Here is a 15,908-nt window from a genome sequence, read left to right as displayed (position 1 = left end):
TCAGGCGCCTCCCAATGAGTTTAAAATTGTTTTTATAATAATTGTAGACGGATTTTCTTTATTTATAGTATAAGTTTTTCTTGTCTTAACTTCAGATATTATATTTACTATATCTTTATAACTAACATTATTTTCTCTAAATATCCAGATATTTTTTTTCTTAAGAGCTTTTGCGTTTAAAGTTTGTTGATTTTCTGCAGAACTTTCCCACGGTATAATTATAGCAGGTAAATCAAAAAAGTCAATCTCTGATAAACTGGTTGCACCACCACGGCTAATAACCATATCACTAATTGCAAGATATTCTGTAAGATTATCTAAATATTCAAATGTTTTTACATTATCCCATGTTGATTTTAAATTTTTAGATATATGAATAAAATTAACATTTTTTATTCTGTTATAAACATTCTTCATCAAATCATCAATGAATTCTGAACCCAAACTTCCACCAAATACTGTAATCAACGGAGTATTATAATCAAAATTAAGATTATTTAATATATTTTCTCGATCTATTTTTTCAGGAATTCTTAAAGGGTTTCCGCTAACTATGCTTTTCTCTGGAAATTTATTGCCTATTGTGTTGTTATATGTCAGGAAGATTTTTTCTGCATAATTGCTTAAAACTTTATTTGCAACACCCATTATTTTATTTTGTTCAAGAATGAATATAGGTATATTTAAAACTTTTGCAGCAAGGCCAACAGGAACAGTTACATATCCCCCTGTAAGAATTACAAAGTGAGGATTTATTTTTTTTATAATTTTTTTTATTGATAGATAATTTTTATATGTATTATATAGAATCTTTATATTTTCCAATGAATATAATGGTCTTTTAAGGCCTTTTACTTTTAAGGATATTTTTTTTGCATAAGGAAAATCTTTAGAAACTTTAATATCATCCAATCTATTATATATGGTAAAATAGGTTAAATCAAAATCAATTGTTTTTTCTAATTCTTTTATAACAGAATAAGCAGGATAGTAATGACCTCCTGTACCGCCGCCAGATACAACTATTCTATACTTCATCTGTTCTTTCCACCCTTTTTTTATTTTCTTGATTTTCTAATATTTCTTTTGTTTGCTCATCAATTGTTTGCTCATCTATTATTTCGTAAAATACCATTCCCATTATGTATCCAATAGAAACAATAGTAATCAATAATGAAGAATTACCGTAACTCATTAAAGGTAACGTTACACCAGTAGTTGGGAGCATTCCAATTGAAACTCCAACATTTATAAAACTTTGAAAAAATATCCAGAATGCAAATACTACCATAAAATTACGGGCTGCAGAATTTTTCATATGATAAGACATTAATATTAACTCTCGCGATATTAGAAAATATAAGGTTATAACCATTAATATCCCTAATTTTCCCCATTCTTCTCCTATAACAGCAATAATAAAATCGCTATAAGAATAAGGTACGGAATATTTTTCTTCCCCTATAAATGAACCAGAACCAAAAAATCCTCCATTTGTAATGGCATCAAGCGATTGTCTTAATTGATAATTTTCTTCTATTTTAGAAAATTGCTCTAAACGATCTTTTTGATAGCCTTTCAAAATATCAGCATTTGTTATAATAAAAATTCCGGAAATTGTTAGTATTAAAAGAGTCATATAAAAATGTATATTCTTTACTCCATTAATGTATATCGTCAAAATGGCCAGTATAAATATAAGAATAGATGAACTCAAATCTGGTTCTAAAAATATTAAAGAAATGGATAAAAATATTATGAACAACGGTATTATTATACCAAAAACAAATGTCGCTTTCCTTTCTTTTATTTTGTAATAATACCATGACAGGTATAGAGGTAAAAATAATTTCATAAATTCAGACGGTTGAATTTGAATACCTAAAATTGTTATCCATCTTTTTGTTCCATTTATAGGGGCTTGAGCTAAAGCCAGAGCAAGTAAAGTCATAAAAAATATAAATAAAATATTCATAAAATGTCTGCTTTTTGTTATATATTTGGATAAGATGAAAGCTATAATGCCTAAAAAAGATGATAATAATATAGTAAATACATGTTTTTGAAACATTTTATCTATTTGTATAGGTGAAAATGTCGATTCCATAGCTCTTAAAGAACTATATACAAAAAATGTACCAAGTGTTAAAGCCATGCCGACAATTATTATAAATAAAATTGCTCTATTTTTCAAAATACGGGATTTGTTCATTATATCATCTCCATTAATTTGTACACTTCTTCTTTAAATCTTTTCCCGCGTTCTTTATAATTTTTAAATAAATCATAACTCGCTCCTGCAGGAGATAAAATAATATAAGTATCTTCTTTATAAGTATTATTTCTGAATATTGCAACAGCTTTTTTTATAGCTGATTTTAAATTATCTTCAACAATATAATTGGTAAAAAATTTATATTTATTTATTTCACCAACCATATCTCCAAAAACAAGTACCTTTTTTGCATAATTTTGCAATTCTTTTAAAAGAATTTCCATATCTTCATTTTTTGGCTGGCCAGAAAGCATAGCTATATAATTTTTTTGTCTGAATGATTTATAAGCTGATAAAGCTGCATGAACATTTGTTGCTTTTGAATCATTAAAGAATTTAATCCCTTTATATTCACCAACAAATTCCATTCTATGTTCTAATGTTTTAAAAGTTTTTAATGATTCTTCAATTAAAATCTTTGATAAATCAAGATTCAATGCAACTGAAACAGCAGCCAGAACATCTTCTTTATATAAATCTAATTTTAATGTTTCGTTCGTTACTTTTATATTAATATTATTTTTTGTTTCTATCATGTTATTTTTCCATATATATTCACCATTATCCCCAAAAAAATATAGATTATTTGTATTTTCTTTAAAATAAGATTTGAGATTTGAATTAACAAAACCTATACCATCATTTTGAATGGTTTTATGTATTAAGTTTAATTTTGTATTGTAATATTCTTCAAGAGATGCATGCCAATTTAAATGGTCTGGCATTAAGTTGATTAAAACAGCAATTTCTGGTATAAAATTTTTACCCCAAAAAATTTGAAAACTTGAAATCTCTACTATATAAATTTCTTTGTCAAAATTCGCCGAGGATAAAGGAGTTCCTAAATTTCCACCAACAAAAGTATTATAAGATTTTGATAATATATGTGATATTAATTTAGTTGTAGTAGATTTTCCATTAGTTCCTGTAACGCCTATAAATATAGATTCAGGATTTTTCTCTTTTATTTTTCTCCATGAGTATTCAATTTCTGTGGTGTAGGGAATATTATTTTCCCTGATAATTTTTATAGGCAAACTTTCTGGATGAATTCCAGGGCTTATTATAGCTAAGTCTGCTTCTTTTAAAAGTTTTCCATGTTGTTCTTCATATGATATTTTATTTTTTTCAAAAAAGATTATATCTTTATATGATAATTCTTTATTATTACTTACAAAAATTTCTACATTTTCTTTAATTAAAATATTTTTTAGCAATGCTTCATTGCTTATACCATATCCAACAAGACATATTTTCATAATATACCTCCAAAACCTATTAATGAAAATATTAGATTAACCAATATAAATCTAAAAGTTATATTTTCTTCTGGCCACTTTTTCAGTTCAAAATGATGGTGTATAGGAGACATTAAAAAAACTCTTTTTCCTCGTAATTTAAATGAAAATACCTGAATAATAACACTCAAAGTCTCTATTACAAAAATAAATCCAGTAAAAATAAGGAATAATTCAATATGATAATATGTTACTAATGCACTCAATATTGCGCCAAGAGCTAAAGAACCTGTATCACCCATAAAAACTTTAGCTGGTTTAACATTAAAAATGAGAAAAATAGTTACTGGTAATATAATAGTATATAACAAAATGATTGGTGCATTAAAATAATATACACCAATTAATATAGTAAATATTGAAGATATTATAAAAGTTCCGCCAGCTAACCCATCGAGTCCATCTGTAAGATTCGTTGCATTTGAAAAACCTGTAAAAAACAATATATAAAACAATAAATACGGTATTGATGATAGTTTTAAATTATAGGTTGTAAATGGGATTTTTAGAATATAATCCATATTAAAATTAAAGAATATAATAAATAATAAAGAGGAAAACAATATCTGTAAAACCAGTTTCCCTTTTGGAGATAATCCCATTGCATCTTTTTTCAATATTGAGCTAAAATCATCAAAAAAACCAATAAGCCCAAAAAGAAAGGCAGACATAGCAATATACATAAAAATTAAATCATTATAATATATATACGAAATTATATTTAAAATAGAAATAGTTGGTATAAATAATATTCCTCCAGCTGTTGGTGTTCCCTGTTTATAACCATGAAGGTCAGGACCTTCTGGTCTAATATATTGTCCAAATTGTTTTTTTTGAGCCCATTTTATATATACCGGATACAACAAAAATTCCATAAATATTAATATTAAAATAATTGATAAAAGCATAAATTCCTCCCTAATCGTTCAAAAATTCTTCAACATATTTCCACAGATTCGTTCCATTTGAACCTTTTACATATATTAAAGCATTTTCTGATTTTAAAATATCAAAAATATCTTCTTTTTTATGAAGAATTGAGATGTTGTTAAATTTAAATTTATTCTTAGGATCATAAAAATATATCTGATCAAAAATCTTTTTCGCACTTTCTATTATTTCAATATGGTATTCATAGGATTTATCTCCTATCTCAAGAACTTCTCCCATTAATAGAATTTTTTTCTTTTTTATAGACATTTTTTTAATACTTTCAAATCCACTTAAGAATGATTCTTTTGAAGCATTATAAGCATCATTTATTATTAGGGATGTTCCATATTTCTTTAATTCAAAACGTTTTTCTGGCAAAGAAAAACTTGAAATATAAAAAGGATCAAGTGGAATTTCAAAATACAATGAAACCATTAGTGATGCTAAAGCATCCATTAATTGTCCTTTATTCCATATACCATTAAGTGTAAGCATTAAATTTTCACCAAAAATATTATAATAAACACGGGTATTCCAGTTTAAATATTCAAAATCTATTAAATAACCATCATTATCTTTATTTTCCCCAAATCTGAAAACTTTAATATCTTCTGGATATTCTATATTTAACAAGGGTTCATCTCCGTTGATAAACAATAAGCTTGGTTTTTCTGCATATGAAATGATCTTTAACTTTTCTTCAGCAATTTTTTTTCTTGTTTTAAAAAATTCTATATGTGATGTTCCTATATTAAGTATAATTTCAATATTAGGGGTATAATATTTTGAAAGATATTCAATATCATTTTCTTTTCTAAGTCCCATTTCTAAAATGGATACAGGTTGATTTTTAAAATTATTTAGTATGCTTAAAGGAATTCCTATCTCAGTATTATAATTTTTTTCTGTTGTGAAAACTTTAAATCCATATGATAATAAATGATATAAAAAAAATTTTGTAGTTGTTTTTCCATTTGAACCAGTTATTCCTATTCTAATTTTTGATTTTTCTTTTAATAGTATGGAAGCCTTTTTGTTTATATAGTCAATAACATTGTCTGCTAAAATAACCTCTTTAATATAATTTCTTTTTTCTTCAACAATAGCTGTTTTAGCTCCTTTTTTAAAAGCATCGTTCACAAAATCATGTCCGTTGTTTTTTTCGCCTTTTATTGCAATAAATGTATCTCCTTTTTTTATTTTTCGGGAGTCGATTTCATAATGAATTTTTTTAGAAGTTTCATTCATCTCTTCATCACCTTTCTGAATTTTTGAACTATTTCATGTGCAACTTCATAATCATTGAAAGGTATTTTTTTTCCATTTTCATACAATTGAAATTTTTCATGTCCTCTACCAGCGATTATAACTACATCATCTCTTGAAGCAAAGCTAACAGCGGCTTTTATAGCAGTTTTTCTATCTCTAATAACTATAAATGTCTTATTTTTATCTATTCCTTCGAGAATATGTTCGATAATTTCATCTGGATCGTCATCTTTTGGGTCATCATCTGTTATAACAATTAAATCGCTATACTTTGAAGCAATTTCTCCCATTATTTTTCTTTTGCCAATATCGGCAGCACCGCCAGCTCCAAACACAAGAATTACCCTGCCTTTAGTAATTTTTTTTGCACTTTTCAATACTTTTTCAAGGGCATCTGGCGTATGGGCAAAATCAATATAAACCTTATACTCTATATCTCGTGTATTTTCTACCAATTGAAATCGTCCAGGAACTCCTTCAAAAGTTAAAAAACCATGTCTTATTATCTCATTGTCCATATTTAATAATTTTAATGCAATAAATGCAGCTGTCATATTTTGTGCATTATATTCTCCTATTAAATGAGTATGGATTTTATTTTCTGTTCCATCTGGTTCTGTTATAGTAAAACTCATTTGTGCATTATTGTAGTCAACATTAGAAATTACATAATCTGCATTTTTATCAAATCCATATGTTATAATATTATTTCCAGGAACTTCCTTTAAATTTATACAGTCTAAATTAATGATTCCATATCCATCGCTTTTTAATTGTTTAAATAAAGATAATTTTGTATTTTTATAATCATCAAAATTCTTATGATAATCCAGATGATCGCGGGTTATGTTTGTTAAAATAGCAATTGAAAAAGGAATCTTATATACTCTTTTTTGATCTATTGCATGAGAAGACACTTCTAAACATATATTCTTTATTGATTTTTCCTTTGAAAGATTTAGTACTTTTGCAATTTCATCAACGCCTGGTGTTGTGTTATATGGTTCATATAATAATTCGTTGTTAATTTTAATTCCAACTGTGCTTATTAAAGAACTATTTTTTTCTCCATACGTCAAAACATAATGGATTAAGGAAATTACAGTTGTTTTTCCGTTAGTTCCAGTTACACCTATAAAATTAAAATCATCGAAATTTATGTTATAATATGCATAATTAAGTAAAGCATAGGCTTTTTTTGTATTGCTAACTAAAATATAGGGGTGATTTAAAGGTATTTTTTTTGGATTTTCAGCTACAATTAAAGCTGCTTTAAATTCTATAGCTGTTCTTATAAAATCGTGTCCATCAAAATAAGAACCTTTAATACAAACAAAAACCGAACCCGGTTTTATTTTATTAGTATTATTAGTAAAAAATGTATATTCCTTTTCTAAAGGGAAATTATATTCTATAATTAATTCTTTTAAAATTTTAATAATATCATAACCTATCATGTTTATCACGCTCCTAATTATCATTTCTTAACTAATTTTACACCAATAATTAATTTTTTACAAGCCTTTTTTTATGTTATCATATAATTAGCACTCAAAAAAAAGGAGTGATAAAATGCCAAAAGAATTGAGTAATAGACAGAAAATGGTTTTATTTTCTATAATTGAAAATTTTATAGAGGAAAAAAAACCTATAAGTTCCTCTGAAATACTAAAAAAGTCCTCATTAAAAGTCAGTTCTGCAACAATAAGAAACGATATGCAGAAACTCCAGCATCTGGGGTTGATATTTCAGCCACACTCAAGTGCAGGACGTATCCCCACCGACAAAGCTTTAAGGCTTTATTTTGAGGCTATTAAAGAAAGTTTTTCAGTTAAAAGCAAAAATATAGAATTGCCCCAGGAATATAAGTTTTATGATATAAACATTATGTTCGATAGATTCTCAAAAATGCTATCGGAGCTTTCAAATAGTCTTGTTATTTTAGAATTACCTGATTCAAGATATATTTTTATTACACGTGTTGTAGTTTCAGATTTAACAAATGATTTTTATCAGATAACACTAATGACAAATTTAGGTTTATCTATAACAAGAACGGTTGAAAAATATGGATTTCCATCTTCAAAGGAATTAGAAAAAATATTAAATGAAGGTCTTGTTGGGAAATCCATGCATGAAATAATAAACATTATAAAAACAAAAAGCATCAACGAAAAAGATATTAGAGTTATGAATCTTTATAATCTTATATTTTTACTGGCAGAAGAATTTTTTAGAAATAAGTTCATTGTAAACGGATTAGCCAGGATAATTTCTTCTGGCTATTTTAATACAAAAGAAATTTTGTTTTTATCAAAAATAGTTGAAGAAGATAAAATGAAAGTACAATTATTATCTCTAAAACCATTTAATGTTGAAATAAAAACAGTGATTGGTAATGAATTTGGAATACCCGAGTTGAAAAATTTTGTGATGTTTGAGACATCTTATTGTCATAATGCAAATCCATTGGGTAAAGTAGTATTGTTAACATTTAAATATAGCGACTATAGAAAAATCTATTCGGTATTAAATGAATATACTTCAAGATTATCAAAAATTATATCAAAAAATCTTTAAAAAAGTACAAGGAGGGATTATAATGCCACAAAAAAAGAAAAAATCAGAAGGAAAAATAAAAGAAATAAAAAATAAAGAGAAGGCATTAGATAAAGATATGGAAATTTTAAAAAAGGAAATTGAAGAATTACGAAAAGAATTAGAAAATCAAAAAGGCGAAAATAAAAAGTTAATGGAAGAATATGAAAAAATCAAAAATTATGCAATAAACTTAAAAGTTGATTTTGAAAATTATAAAGATATTGTTCAAAAAGATAAAATAAGAATTAAGAAGGAAACCAAAGAAAATATTATAAAACAAATATTACCAATATATAAAAACTTTTCCATAGTTATTAATAATCAGGATAACCTGGATTTATTTGCAAAAGGTGCTGAAATGGTATATAAGTTATTTGTCAAAAGCATTGAAGATATGGGAGTTGAGTTTATAATTCCGGAAAAAAATGATAGATTTGATCCCTTTGAACATGAAGTTGTTGAAAAAATTGAAACTGATGAAGTTGAGGAATATCATATATTTGCTGTGGATTCTCCAGGAGTAAAATTAGAAGGCAAAATCATTGAACCGGCAAAGGTTAAAGTTGCTGTAAAACCCGTAAAAAAGAATGAAGAAATAGTAGAAAAAAAAGAAGAAGAAAGGGGTGAGTGATATTGAACCAGAGAAAAGATTACTATGAAATACTGGGAATATCCAGAAATGCTACACCAGAAGAGATAAAAAAAGCTTATAGACAACTGGTGAAAAAATGGCATCCAGATAGACATCAGGAAAATAAAGATATAGCTGAAGAAAAATTTAAAGAAATACAGGAAGCATATGAGGTGTTAAGTGATCCCCAGAAAAAAGCCCTTTATGATAGATTTGGATTTGTTCCGGAAAATGGTATGCCACCACCAGGCCAGGGTGGAGCAAGAGGTGGTTTTGAAGATTTATTTGAAGATTTATTTGGAAGTTTTGGGGACTTTGGAGGCACCTTTTCTGATATTTTTGACATGTTTACAGGTGGGGCTGCTTCGCAGAAAAGGAGAAAAGCAGCTAATCCACCTATAAAAGGAGAAGATAAATTTTTCTCAATAACTATAGATTTAAAAGATGTATTAAATGATATAAAAAAACATATAGAATACGATAGATATTCAACATGTAGTGCATGTAATGGTACAGGTGCAAAAAACGGTAATAGCTTTACAACATGTCCAAGATGTAATGGTACTGGTACAATAAAAGAAGAAGAAAGGACTTTTTTTGGAGTATTCGTTAGAAATTATCAATGTACAACATGTCATGGTAGTGGTAAAATAATTCAGGAAAGATGTAATGTTTGTCATGGTAGTGGCAAGGTAATATTAAGAGAAAAATTGGATATAACTATTCCAGCAGGAGTAGAAGATGGATATACCTTTAGAATTCCAAATAAAGGTAATGACGGAAAAAATGGAGGGCCAGCAGGTGATTTAATAATAAAAATAAATGTAAGAAGACATCCTAAATTCAACAGAAGCGGAAATAATTTAGAAACTACAATTGAAATAGATTATGTGCAGGCATTATTGGGTGCAACAATTGAATTGGATTTATTAAACGGGAAAACTTCTTTAAAAATTCCAGAAGGTACAAATCCAGGAACAGTTCTTGTATTAAAAGGGCACGGATTACCTGATTTCAGAACAGGGAAATATGGTGACTTATATATAAAAGTAAATGTAAAATTCAAAAAACCAGGTTTGAGGGAAAAACGTCTTTTAAAAGAAATTGCAAAGATAAAAAAACTGGGGGAATGAAGATTGAATAATACATCTAAAAAATTCAATTTTAGAAAAGAAAGTATAAATTATATAATAATAACAATTGGAACAATTTTAACTGCTCTTGGAATCGTATTATTTCTTGATCCATTTTCTATTGTTGCTGGTGGAGTCAGTGGTCTTGCTATTGTTTTGAAGAATTTACTTGGATGGTGGTTAGGTCTTCAAATGTTGGTGTATAATGTAGTTTTATTTGCTCTTGGATTCTGGCTTCTCGGTGTTGGATTTGGTTTTAAAAGTATATACGCTGCGCTTTTATTATCTTTTTTAATAGACTATTTTGAACAGGTATTACATCTGGATTCCATGATGAAATCATTATTATTAAATTCACAGATCAAAATAGATCCCCTATTAATAAGTTCAATATATGGTGGTGTTTTAGCAGGAATAGGAATTGGATTGGTTGTATGGAGAAATGCCTCTACTGGTGGGACAGATATAATAGCCATGATAATAAACAAATATATGCATATATCTACAGGAAAAGGTTTATTAATAGTGGATACAATAGTTACAATGTCTGCATTTTTAATAAATCCGCTTGTTCCAATGTATGGAATTATTGCCATCTTTGTTACGTCAAAAATGATAGATACTGTTGTTGAAGGGTTTGAATCCACAAGAACAGTCTTGGTTATAAGTGAAAAATATGATAAAATTAAAGAGAAGATATTTGAACGTCTTGACAGAGGAGTAACAATTTTAGAAGGAAAAGGTGGGTATACACAAAGGGAAAGAAAGGTATTGATGATAGTTTTAACTAGGCGTGAGATAGGAGAATTAAGAAGAATCATTAAAGATATTGATGATAAGGCATTCATAAGTATTGTTCCAAATTCAGAAACGCTGGGATATGGTTTTAAAAAATTAGGTTAGGAGGATTATTGTGGAAGACCCTAATAGTTATAGTGAAATAATTATTATGATAGTTAAAATTATTTCATTATTGTTTTTATCTGCATTTTTTTCTGCATCAGAAACAGCGTTGACATCAATGAACAGATTAAAAGTTAAAGATTTAATCGAAAATGAAGATAATGAAAATGCAAGAGAAAAATTACATCACTTTTTGCATCATCCAAATCAACTTTTGACAACAATACTTGTAATGAATAATCTTGTAAACATATTGGTTTCTTCGTTGACAACTGCATTTATTATAGAGTTAATTCCGGGAAATCCGGGACAAGTTGTTGGAATTGTAACGGGAGTTTTAACTTTAATGATTTTAATATTTGGAGAAATCACGCCAAAAGTTTATGCGAGGGAAAATACAGAAAAGTTTTTCAATGTTGTATTTCCCGTTATATCTTTTTTAAATTATATACTTAAACCAATTATATGGCTATTGGTTAATATATCAAACTTTTTCATAAAATTATTTGGTGGCGAAAAAATAAGTGAAGCGCCTTTTATAACAGAAGATGAAATTATGAATTATCTGGATATCGGCCATGAAGAAGGTGTTATTGAAAAAGATGAAAAGTTTATAATGAAAAGAGGACTTGAGTTAAAAGAAATATCTGTAAAAGAAATAATGACTCCAAGAGTTGATATAATTGCTATTTCTGAAGATGAAAATCTGAAAGAATTAATAAAAATAATAAATGAAGAAGGATATTCTAGAATTCCCATATATAAAGAATCAATAGACAACATTATAGGTGTTTGTTATGCTAAAGATGTATTTAAAATATTGGAAAAAGAAGGGTTAAATGAAGAATTTTTGGATATCAATATTAAAAATATTATGCACAGAGTTGAATTTATACCTTTAACTATGAAAATCAGAGATGTTATGAAAATTTTCCTGGAAAAGCACACTCATATGGCGATTGTTGTGGATGAATATGGTGGAACCGCAGGTCTTGTCACTCTTGAAGATATTCTGGAAGAGTTAACAGGTGAAATACTTGATGAGTATGACATAGTTTCAGAAGAGATAAATATTGTAAAACTGGCGAAGAATACGTATCTTGTTAATGGAACAACACCTATAAACGACATTGAAAGAGAATTGGATCTTGAGTTGCCAGAAACAGATTTTGAAACAATAGGAGGATTATTATTAGAAGAATTTGAAAGATTTCCAAAGGCGGGAGAAAAGATAACCTTAGAAGGAGTTATATTTGAAATAGTTTCTGTATCAAAGAATAAAATAGACAAGGTTAAAATTACAGTTAAGGAGGATTTCAATGAAAATAAAACAGGACATTCTTGATTTATTATATGAAAAAGCAAAGGATTCCATGCAAAATTCATATTCGCCTTATTCAAAATTCAAAGTTGGTGCAGCTTTAATTACAAAAAGCGGAAAAGTATATACCGGAACAAATGTAGAAAATGCATCATATGGCTTATCTATGTGTGCTGAAAGAATTGCGATTTTTAAAGCTGTATCTGAAGGTGAAACGGATTTTGAAGCGTTAGTGGTAATTGGAGATACTGATAGCCCTATAAGTCCCTGTGGGGCATGTAGACAGGTTATTGCTGAATTTGGAGTTGATGAAATAATATTGACAAATTTAAAAAGGGAATTTAAAGTAATGGGTGTAGAAGAAATACTGCCGTATGGGTTTTCTGGTGAAGAATTAGATGATAAAACTTCTAATAATCGATGAAAATGAAGAGCATCGATTTTTTCTAAGACATCTTTTTTTAAACGAAAATAAAGTTTTAAAAGATTTTGGATTTAAAGAAAAGTTTGAGGTTTATGAAGCGAAAAATGCTTTTGAAGGTGTAAAGATGGCTCAATATATTGAGCCTAATGTTGTTATACTAGAAGAAAAATTATCTGAATTAGATGGTGTAGAAGTATGCAGAAAGATCAAAAAATTTAAAAAAAATTCAAATATTCCAATAATATTTTTAACGACAATAAATGATTTAAATATAAAAGAAAATGCTTTTAAAGCTGGGGCTTCGGATTATATAATAAAACCGGCCCACCCATATGAATTATTAATACGGGTAAAAAGACACCTTGATTTTTATATAACTCAAAGGAAATTAAAATATTCTATTGAAAGTTATGAAAAAGATTTGAGAATTGCCAGAAAGGTTCAGAGGAATTTATTGCCAAAATTTAAAAAGTTAAATGATATGCTCTTTGATTATATATATATACCATCACATAATACTTCTGGTGATATGTTAGAAGTCATACCTATAGATAAAAATAAAATTTTTGCATATGTTTATGATATTTCCGGACATGGTGTAACTTCTGCGTTGTTATCTATTATTGTAAAACAAGAAATTGATTATATAATAAAAAGTTCTAAAACACATAATTTAAAAGATATTATGCTTGAATTAGAAAAAAACATTAAAGAATACTTTTTTGATGGTGTGTATTTTACGGGTATCTTTTCTATAATATATAAAAACAAAATTGAGTATATAAATTTAGCCCATAGAGAAATTATTTTTTTAAAAGAAAATAATATAGAAATTGACTCAAAGACCAATTTTCCTGCTGGGATTGGTTTAATTGATGAAAACAATTTAAATATTAAAACTAGGGAATTTGATAAAGATACGTTTATTATATTTTATACAGATGGAATATTGGACGTTGAACATTTTGATGAAAAAAAACTTTATGAGACATTGATTTCAAAAAAATTCAACACACCAGAAGAAGTAACTGATAGATTAAAAAATATTTTAAATATACTTTTAGATTGGAATTTTCCAGAAGATGATATTACAGTATTAGTATTAAAACAGGAGGAGTAATATGAATTTTGAAGAGAAAGAAATAAAAACAGAAAATATTTTCAAAGGTGTTTTATTAGATGTAAGAAAAAGCCTTGTTGAACTTCCAAATAGGAAACAATCTACACGAGAATTTGTTGTACATCCTGGAGCAGTAGCTATGTTACCAGTAGAAAATAATTATGTATATTTAGTTGAACAATATCGATTTCCAATAAAAAAGCATCTTCTTGAAATTCCTGCTGGGAAGTTTGATAAAGCAGGTGAAGAACCTCTTGAATGCGGCAAAAGAGAATTGGAAGAAGAAATTGGAAAAAGGGCTAAAACCTGGATATATCTTGGATATATTCATACAACTCCCGGATTTTCAAATGAAATTATACATCTTTATTTAGTAAAAGATTTTGAAGATACAAAAATGAATCTTGATGAGGATGAGTTTCTTGAAGTAAAAAAAATACATATAAAAGAATTTGAAGAAAAAATATTAAACAATGAAATAACAGATGCGAAAACAATAGCTGCGTATGCAAGGGCAAAAATATTAGGAGGGATATAAAATGAAAGTCAGGGTTAGATTTGCACCAAGTCCAACAGGATTTTTACATGTTGGTGGAGCAAGAACAGCATTATATAATTATTTATTTGCAAAAAAACATAATGGAACCTTTGTATTAAGAATAGAAGACACTGATGTTGAACGTTCAACAAAAGAATCAGAAGAACAACTAATCGAGGCTTTAACTTGGTTGGGGTTGGATTGGGATGAAGGACCAAATGTAAAAGGCGAATATGGACCATATAGGCAAAGCGAAAGAACTTATATTTATAAACAGATGACAGAAGAACTTATAAATAAAGGGAAAGCATATTATGCTTATGTATATCCGGAAGACCTGGAAAAAATAAAAGCCGAATTAATTAAAAATGGTAAGCCACCACATTATTCATATGAATTAATAGAATCGTATAATACAGAAGAAAGAAAAAAAGAATTTAATGAAAAAGGATTAAAACCAGTGGTGTTTTTTAAGATGCCAAGAAAACCATTTTCTATAAACGACTTAATAAAAGGACCTGTTACATTTGGTGAAGGCGCAATAGGAGATTTTATTATTATGAGAAGTAATGGATTACCTACATATAACTATGCAGTTGTTATAGATGATATGACCATGGAGATAACTCATGTGATAAGAGGAGACGATCATTTATCAAATACATTAAGGCAGGTTGCGTTATATGAAGCATTTGGTGTTAAAATACCTGAATTTGCTCATGTGTCTATGATTTTAGGTCCAGATGGAAAAAAATTATCAAAAAGGCATGGAGCAACCTCAGTAGAGGAATTTAGAAACAAAGGATATTTACCTGAAGCGTTAGTAAATTATCTTGCATTATTAGGATGGTCACATCCAGAAGGAAAGGAAATAATGCCATTAAATGAAATGATAGAAAACTTTGACTTAAACAGGGTAAATTCCAGCCCTGCAATATTTGATAATGAAAAATTAAAGTGGATGAATGGTGTATATATACGTGAAGCAAAACTCGATAGAATTGTAAAATTATCAAAATTATTTATTCTGGAAAAGGGATTATTATCAAAAGAACAATTTGATAATAACAAAAAATGGGTGACCGAAGCAGTAGATATAGTACGAGAATCTGTAGAGGATTTATCTCAAATACCAGAAAAATTAGAAATATTCTTAAAAGATTTTGAAGTAGATCTCGAAAATGCAGAATTAAAAGATTTTCTGCAAGCAGATGGTGTAAAAAATACGATAAAATTAATATATGAGAAGGTTTTAAACGATCCAGATTGGAAAGTGGAAACTATATTAAAAAATATTAAAGAAGCTATGAAAGAAGGAAAACCAAAGAAAAAACCATTTTATATGTCTTTAAGAAAAATATTAACAGATTCTTTTGAAGGCCCGGATTTAGTAAAAACTATACATTTAATAGGAAGAAACAGAGTTCTTCAGAGGCTTGAAAGGGTTGTGGGAAAATGGTAG

At 27.7% G+C, this 15,908-nt stretch carries 15 protein-coding genes; 9 read left to right on the top strand and 6 right to left on the bottom strand.

Going from position 1 to position 15,908, the window contains the following annotated elements:
• The 6 genes from X274_RS10205 to X274_RS10180 are packed head-to-tail and all read right to left on the bottom strand — an operon-like array spanning position 1 to position 7,232.
• Positions 1-1,038 carry a UDP-N-acetylglucosamine--N-acetylmuramyl-(pentapeptide) pyrophosphoryl-undecaprenol N-acetylglucosamine transferase gene (locus tag X274_RS10205; protein WP_047266728.1) on the bottom strand — a complete coding sequence of 346 codons (1,038 nt, stop codon included), beginning with the start codon at positions 1,036-1,038 and terminating at the stop codon, positions 1-3.
• Positions 1,028-2,212, bottom strand: coding sequence for an FtsW/RodA/SpoVE family cell cycle protein (locus X274_RS10200; RefSeq protein ID WP_047266727.1), 1,185 nt, complete (start codon positions 2,210-2,212; stop codon positions 1,028-1,030). The genes X274_RS10205 and X274_RS10200 overlap by 11 nt, the downstream gene beginning before the upstream one ends.
• On the bottom strand, positions 2,212-3,534 hold the full coding sequence (murD, locus tag X274_RS10195; RefSeq protein WP_047266726.1) for a UDP-N-acetylmuramoyl-L-alanine--D-glutamate ligase: 1,323 nt from the start codon (positions 3,532-3,534) through the stop codon (positions 2,212-2,214). Before murD ends, X274_RS10200 begins: the two co-directional genes overlap by 1 nt.
• The gene (mraY, locus tag X274_RS10190; protein ID WP_047266725.1) at positions 3,531-4,481 is read right to left on the bottom strand and encodes a phospho-N-acetylmuramoyl-pentapeptide-transferase; all 951 of its coding nucleotides are present in this window, start codon (positions 4,479-4,481) and stop codon (positions 3,531-3,533) included. Before mraY ends, murD begins: the two co-directional genes overlap by 4 nt.
• A gap of 10 nt (positions 4,482-4,491) precedes the next feature.
• Positions 4,492-5,754, bottom strand: a complete 1,263-nt coding sequence (locus X274_RS10185; RefSeq protein ID WP_047266724.1) for a UDP-N-acetylmuramoyl-tripeptide--D-alanyl-D-alanine ligase — start codon at positions 5,752-5,754, stop codon at positions 4,492-4,494.
• Positions 5,751-7,232, bottom strand: a complete 1,482-nt coding sequence (locus X274_RS10180; protein ID WP_047266723.1) for a UDP-N-acetylmuramoyl-L-alanyl-D-glutamate--2,6-diaminopimelate ligase — start codon at positions 7,230-7,232, stop codon at positions 5,751-5,753. Before X274_RS10180 ends, X274_RS10185 begins: the two co-directional genes overlap by 4 nt.
• A 115-nt stretch (positions 7,233-7,347) precedes the next feature.
• Here X274_RS10180 and X274_RS10175 point away from each other — a divergent pair, with 115 nt between their 5' ends.
• The 9 genes from X274_RS10175 to gltX are packed head-to-tail and all read left to right on the top strand — an operon-like array spanning position 7,348 to position 15,908.
• Positions 7,348-8,355 carry an HrcA family transcriptional regulator gene (locus tag X274_RS10175; RefSeq protein WP_047266722.1) on the top strand — a complete coding sequence of 336 codons (1,008 nt, stop codon included), beginning with the start codon at positions 7,348-7,350 and terminating at the stop codon, positions 8,353-8,355.
• 22 nt (positions 8,356-8,377) lie between these two features.
• Positions 8,378-9,007 carry a nucleotide exchange factor GrpE gene (locus tag X274_RS10170; protein ID WP_047266721.1) on the top strand — a complete coding sequence of 210 codons (630 nt, stop codon included), beginning with the start codon at positions 8,378-8,380 and terminating at the stop codon, positions 9,005-9,007.
• Positions 9,007-10,140 (top strand): molecular chaperone DnaJ, encoded by a 1,134-nt coding sequence (dnaJ, locus tag X274_RS10165; protein ID WP_442914804.1) that lies wholly within the window; start codon positions 9,007-9,009, stop codon positions 10,138-10,140. Before X274_RS10170 ends, dnaJ begins: the two co-directional genes overlap by 1 nt.
• 3 nt (positions 10,141-10,143) lie before the next feature.
• Complete coding sequence (locus X274_RS10160) at positions 10,144-11,043, top strand: YitT family protein (RefSeq protein ID WP_047266719.1); 900 nt, start codon at positions 10,144-10,146, stop codon at positions 11,041-11,043.
• Between the two features lie 10 nt (positions 11,044-11,053).
• Positions 11,054-12,388 carry a hemolysin family protein gene (locus X274_RS10155; RefSeq protein WP_047266718.1) on the top strand — a complete coding sequence of 445 codons (1,335 nt, stop codon included), beginning with the start codon at positions 11,054-11,056 and terminating at the stop codon, positions 12,386-12,388.
• A complete protein-coding gene (locus X274_RS10150) occupies positions 12,363-12,788 on the top strand; it encodes a cytidine deaminase (RefSeq protein ID WP_047266717.1) in 426 nt (141 codons plus the stop codon). The genes X274_RS10155 and X274_RS10150 overlap by 26 nt, the downstream gene beginning before the upstream one ends.
• On the top strand, positions 12,763-13,908 hold the full coding sequence (locus tag X274_RS10145) for a SpoIIE family protein phosphatase (protein WP_047266716.1): 1,146 nt from the start codon (positions 12,763-12,765) through the stop codon (positions 13,906-13,908). Before X274_RS10150 ends, X274_RS10145 begins: the two co-directional genes overlap by 26 nt.
• Position 13,909: 1 nt before the next feature.
• Complete coding sequence (locus X274_RS10140) at positions 13,910-14,446, top strand: NUDIX domain-containing protein (protein WP_047266715.1); 537 nt, start codon at positions 13,910-13,912, stop codon at positions 14,444-14,446.
• 1 nt (position 14,447) lies between these two features.
• Entirely contained in the window at positions 14,448-15,908 is a 1,461-nt protein-coding gene (gene gltX, locus X274_RS10135; RefSeq protein ID WP_047266714.1) for a glutamate--tRNA ligase, read from the top strand.

The sequence above is a fragment of the Marinitoga sp. 1155 genome (assembly GCF_001021175.1).
Lineage (GTDB): Bacteria > Thermotogota > Thermotogae > Petrotogales > Petrotogaceae > Marinitoga.
The sequence above is the reverse complement of the archived record's forward strand: the minus strand, read 5'-3'. Positions and strand labels throughout refer to the sequence as shown.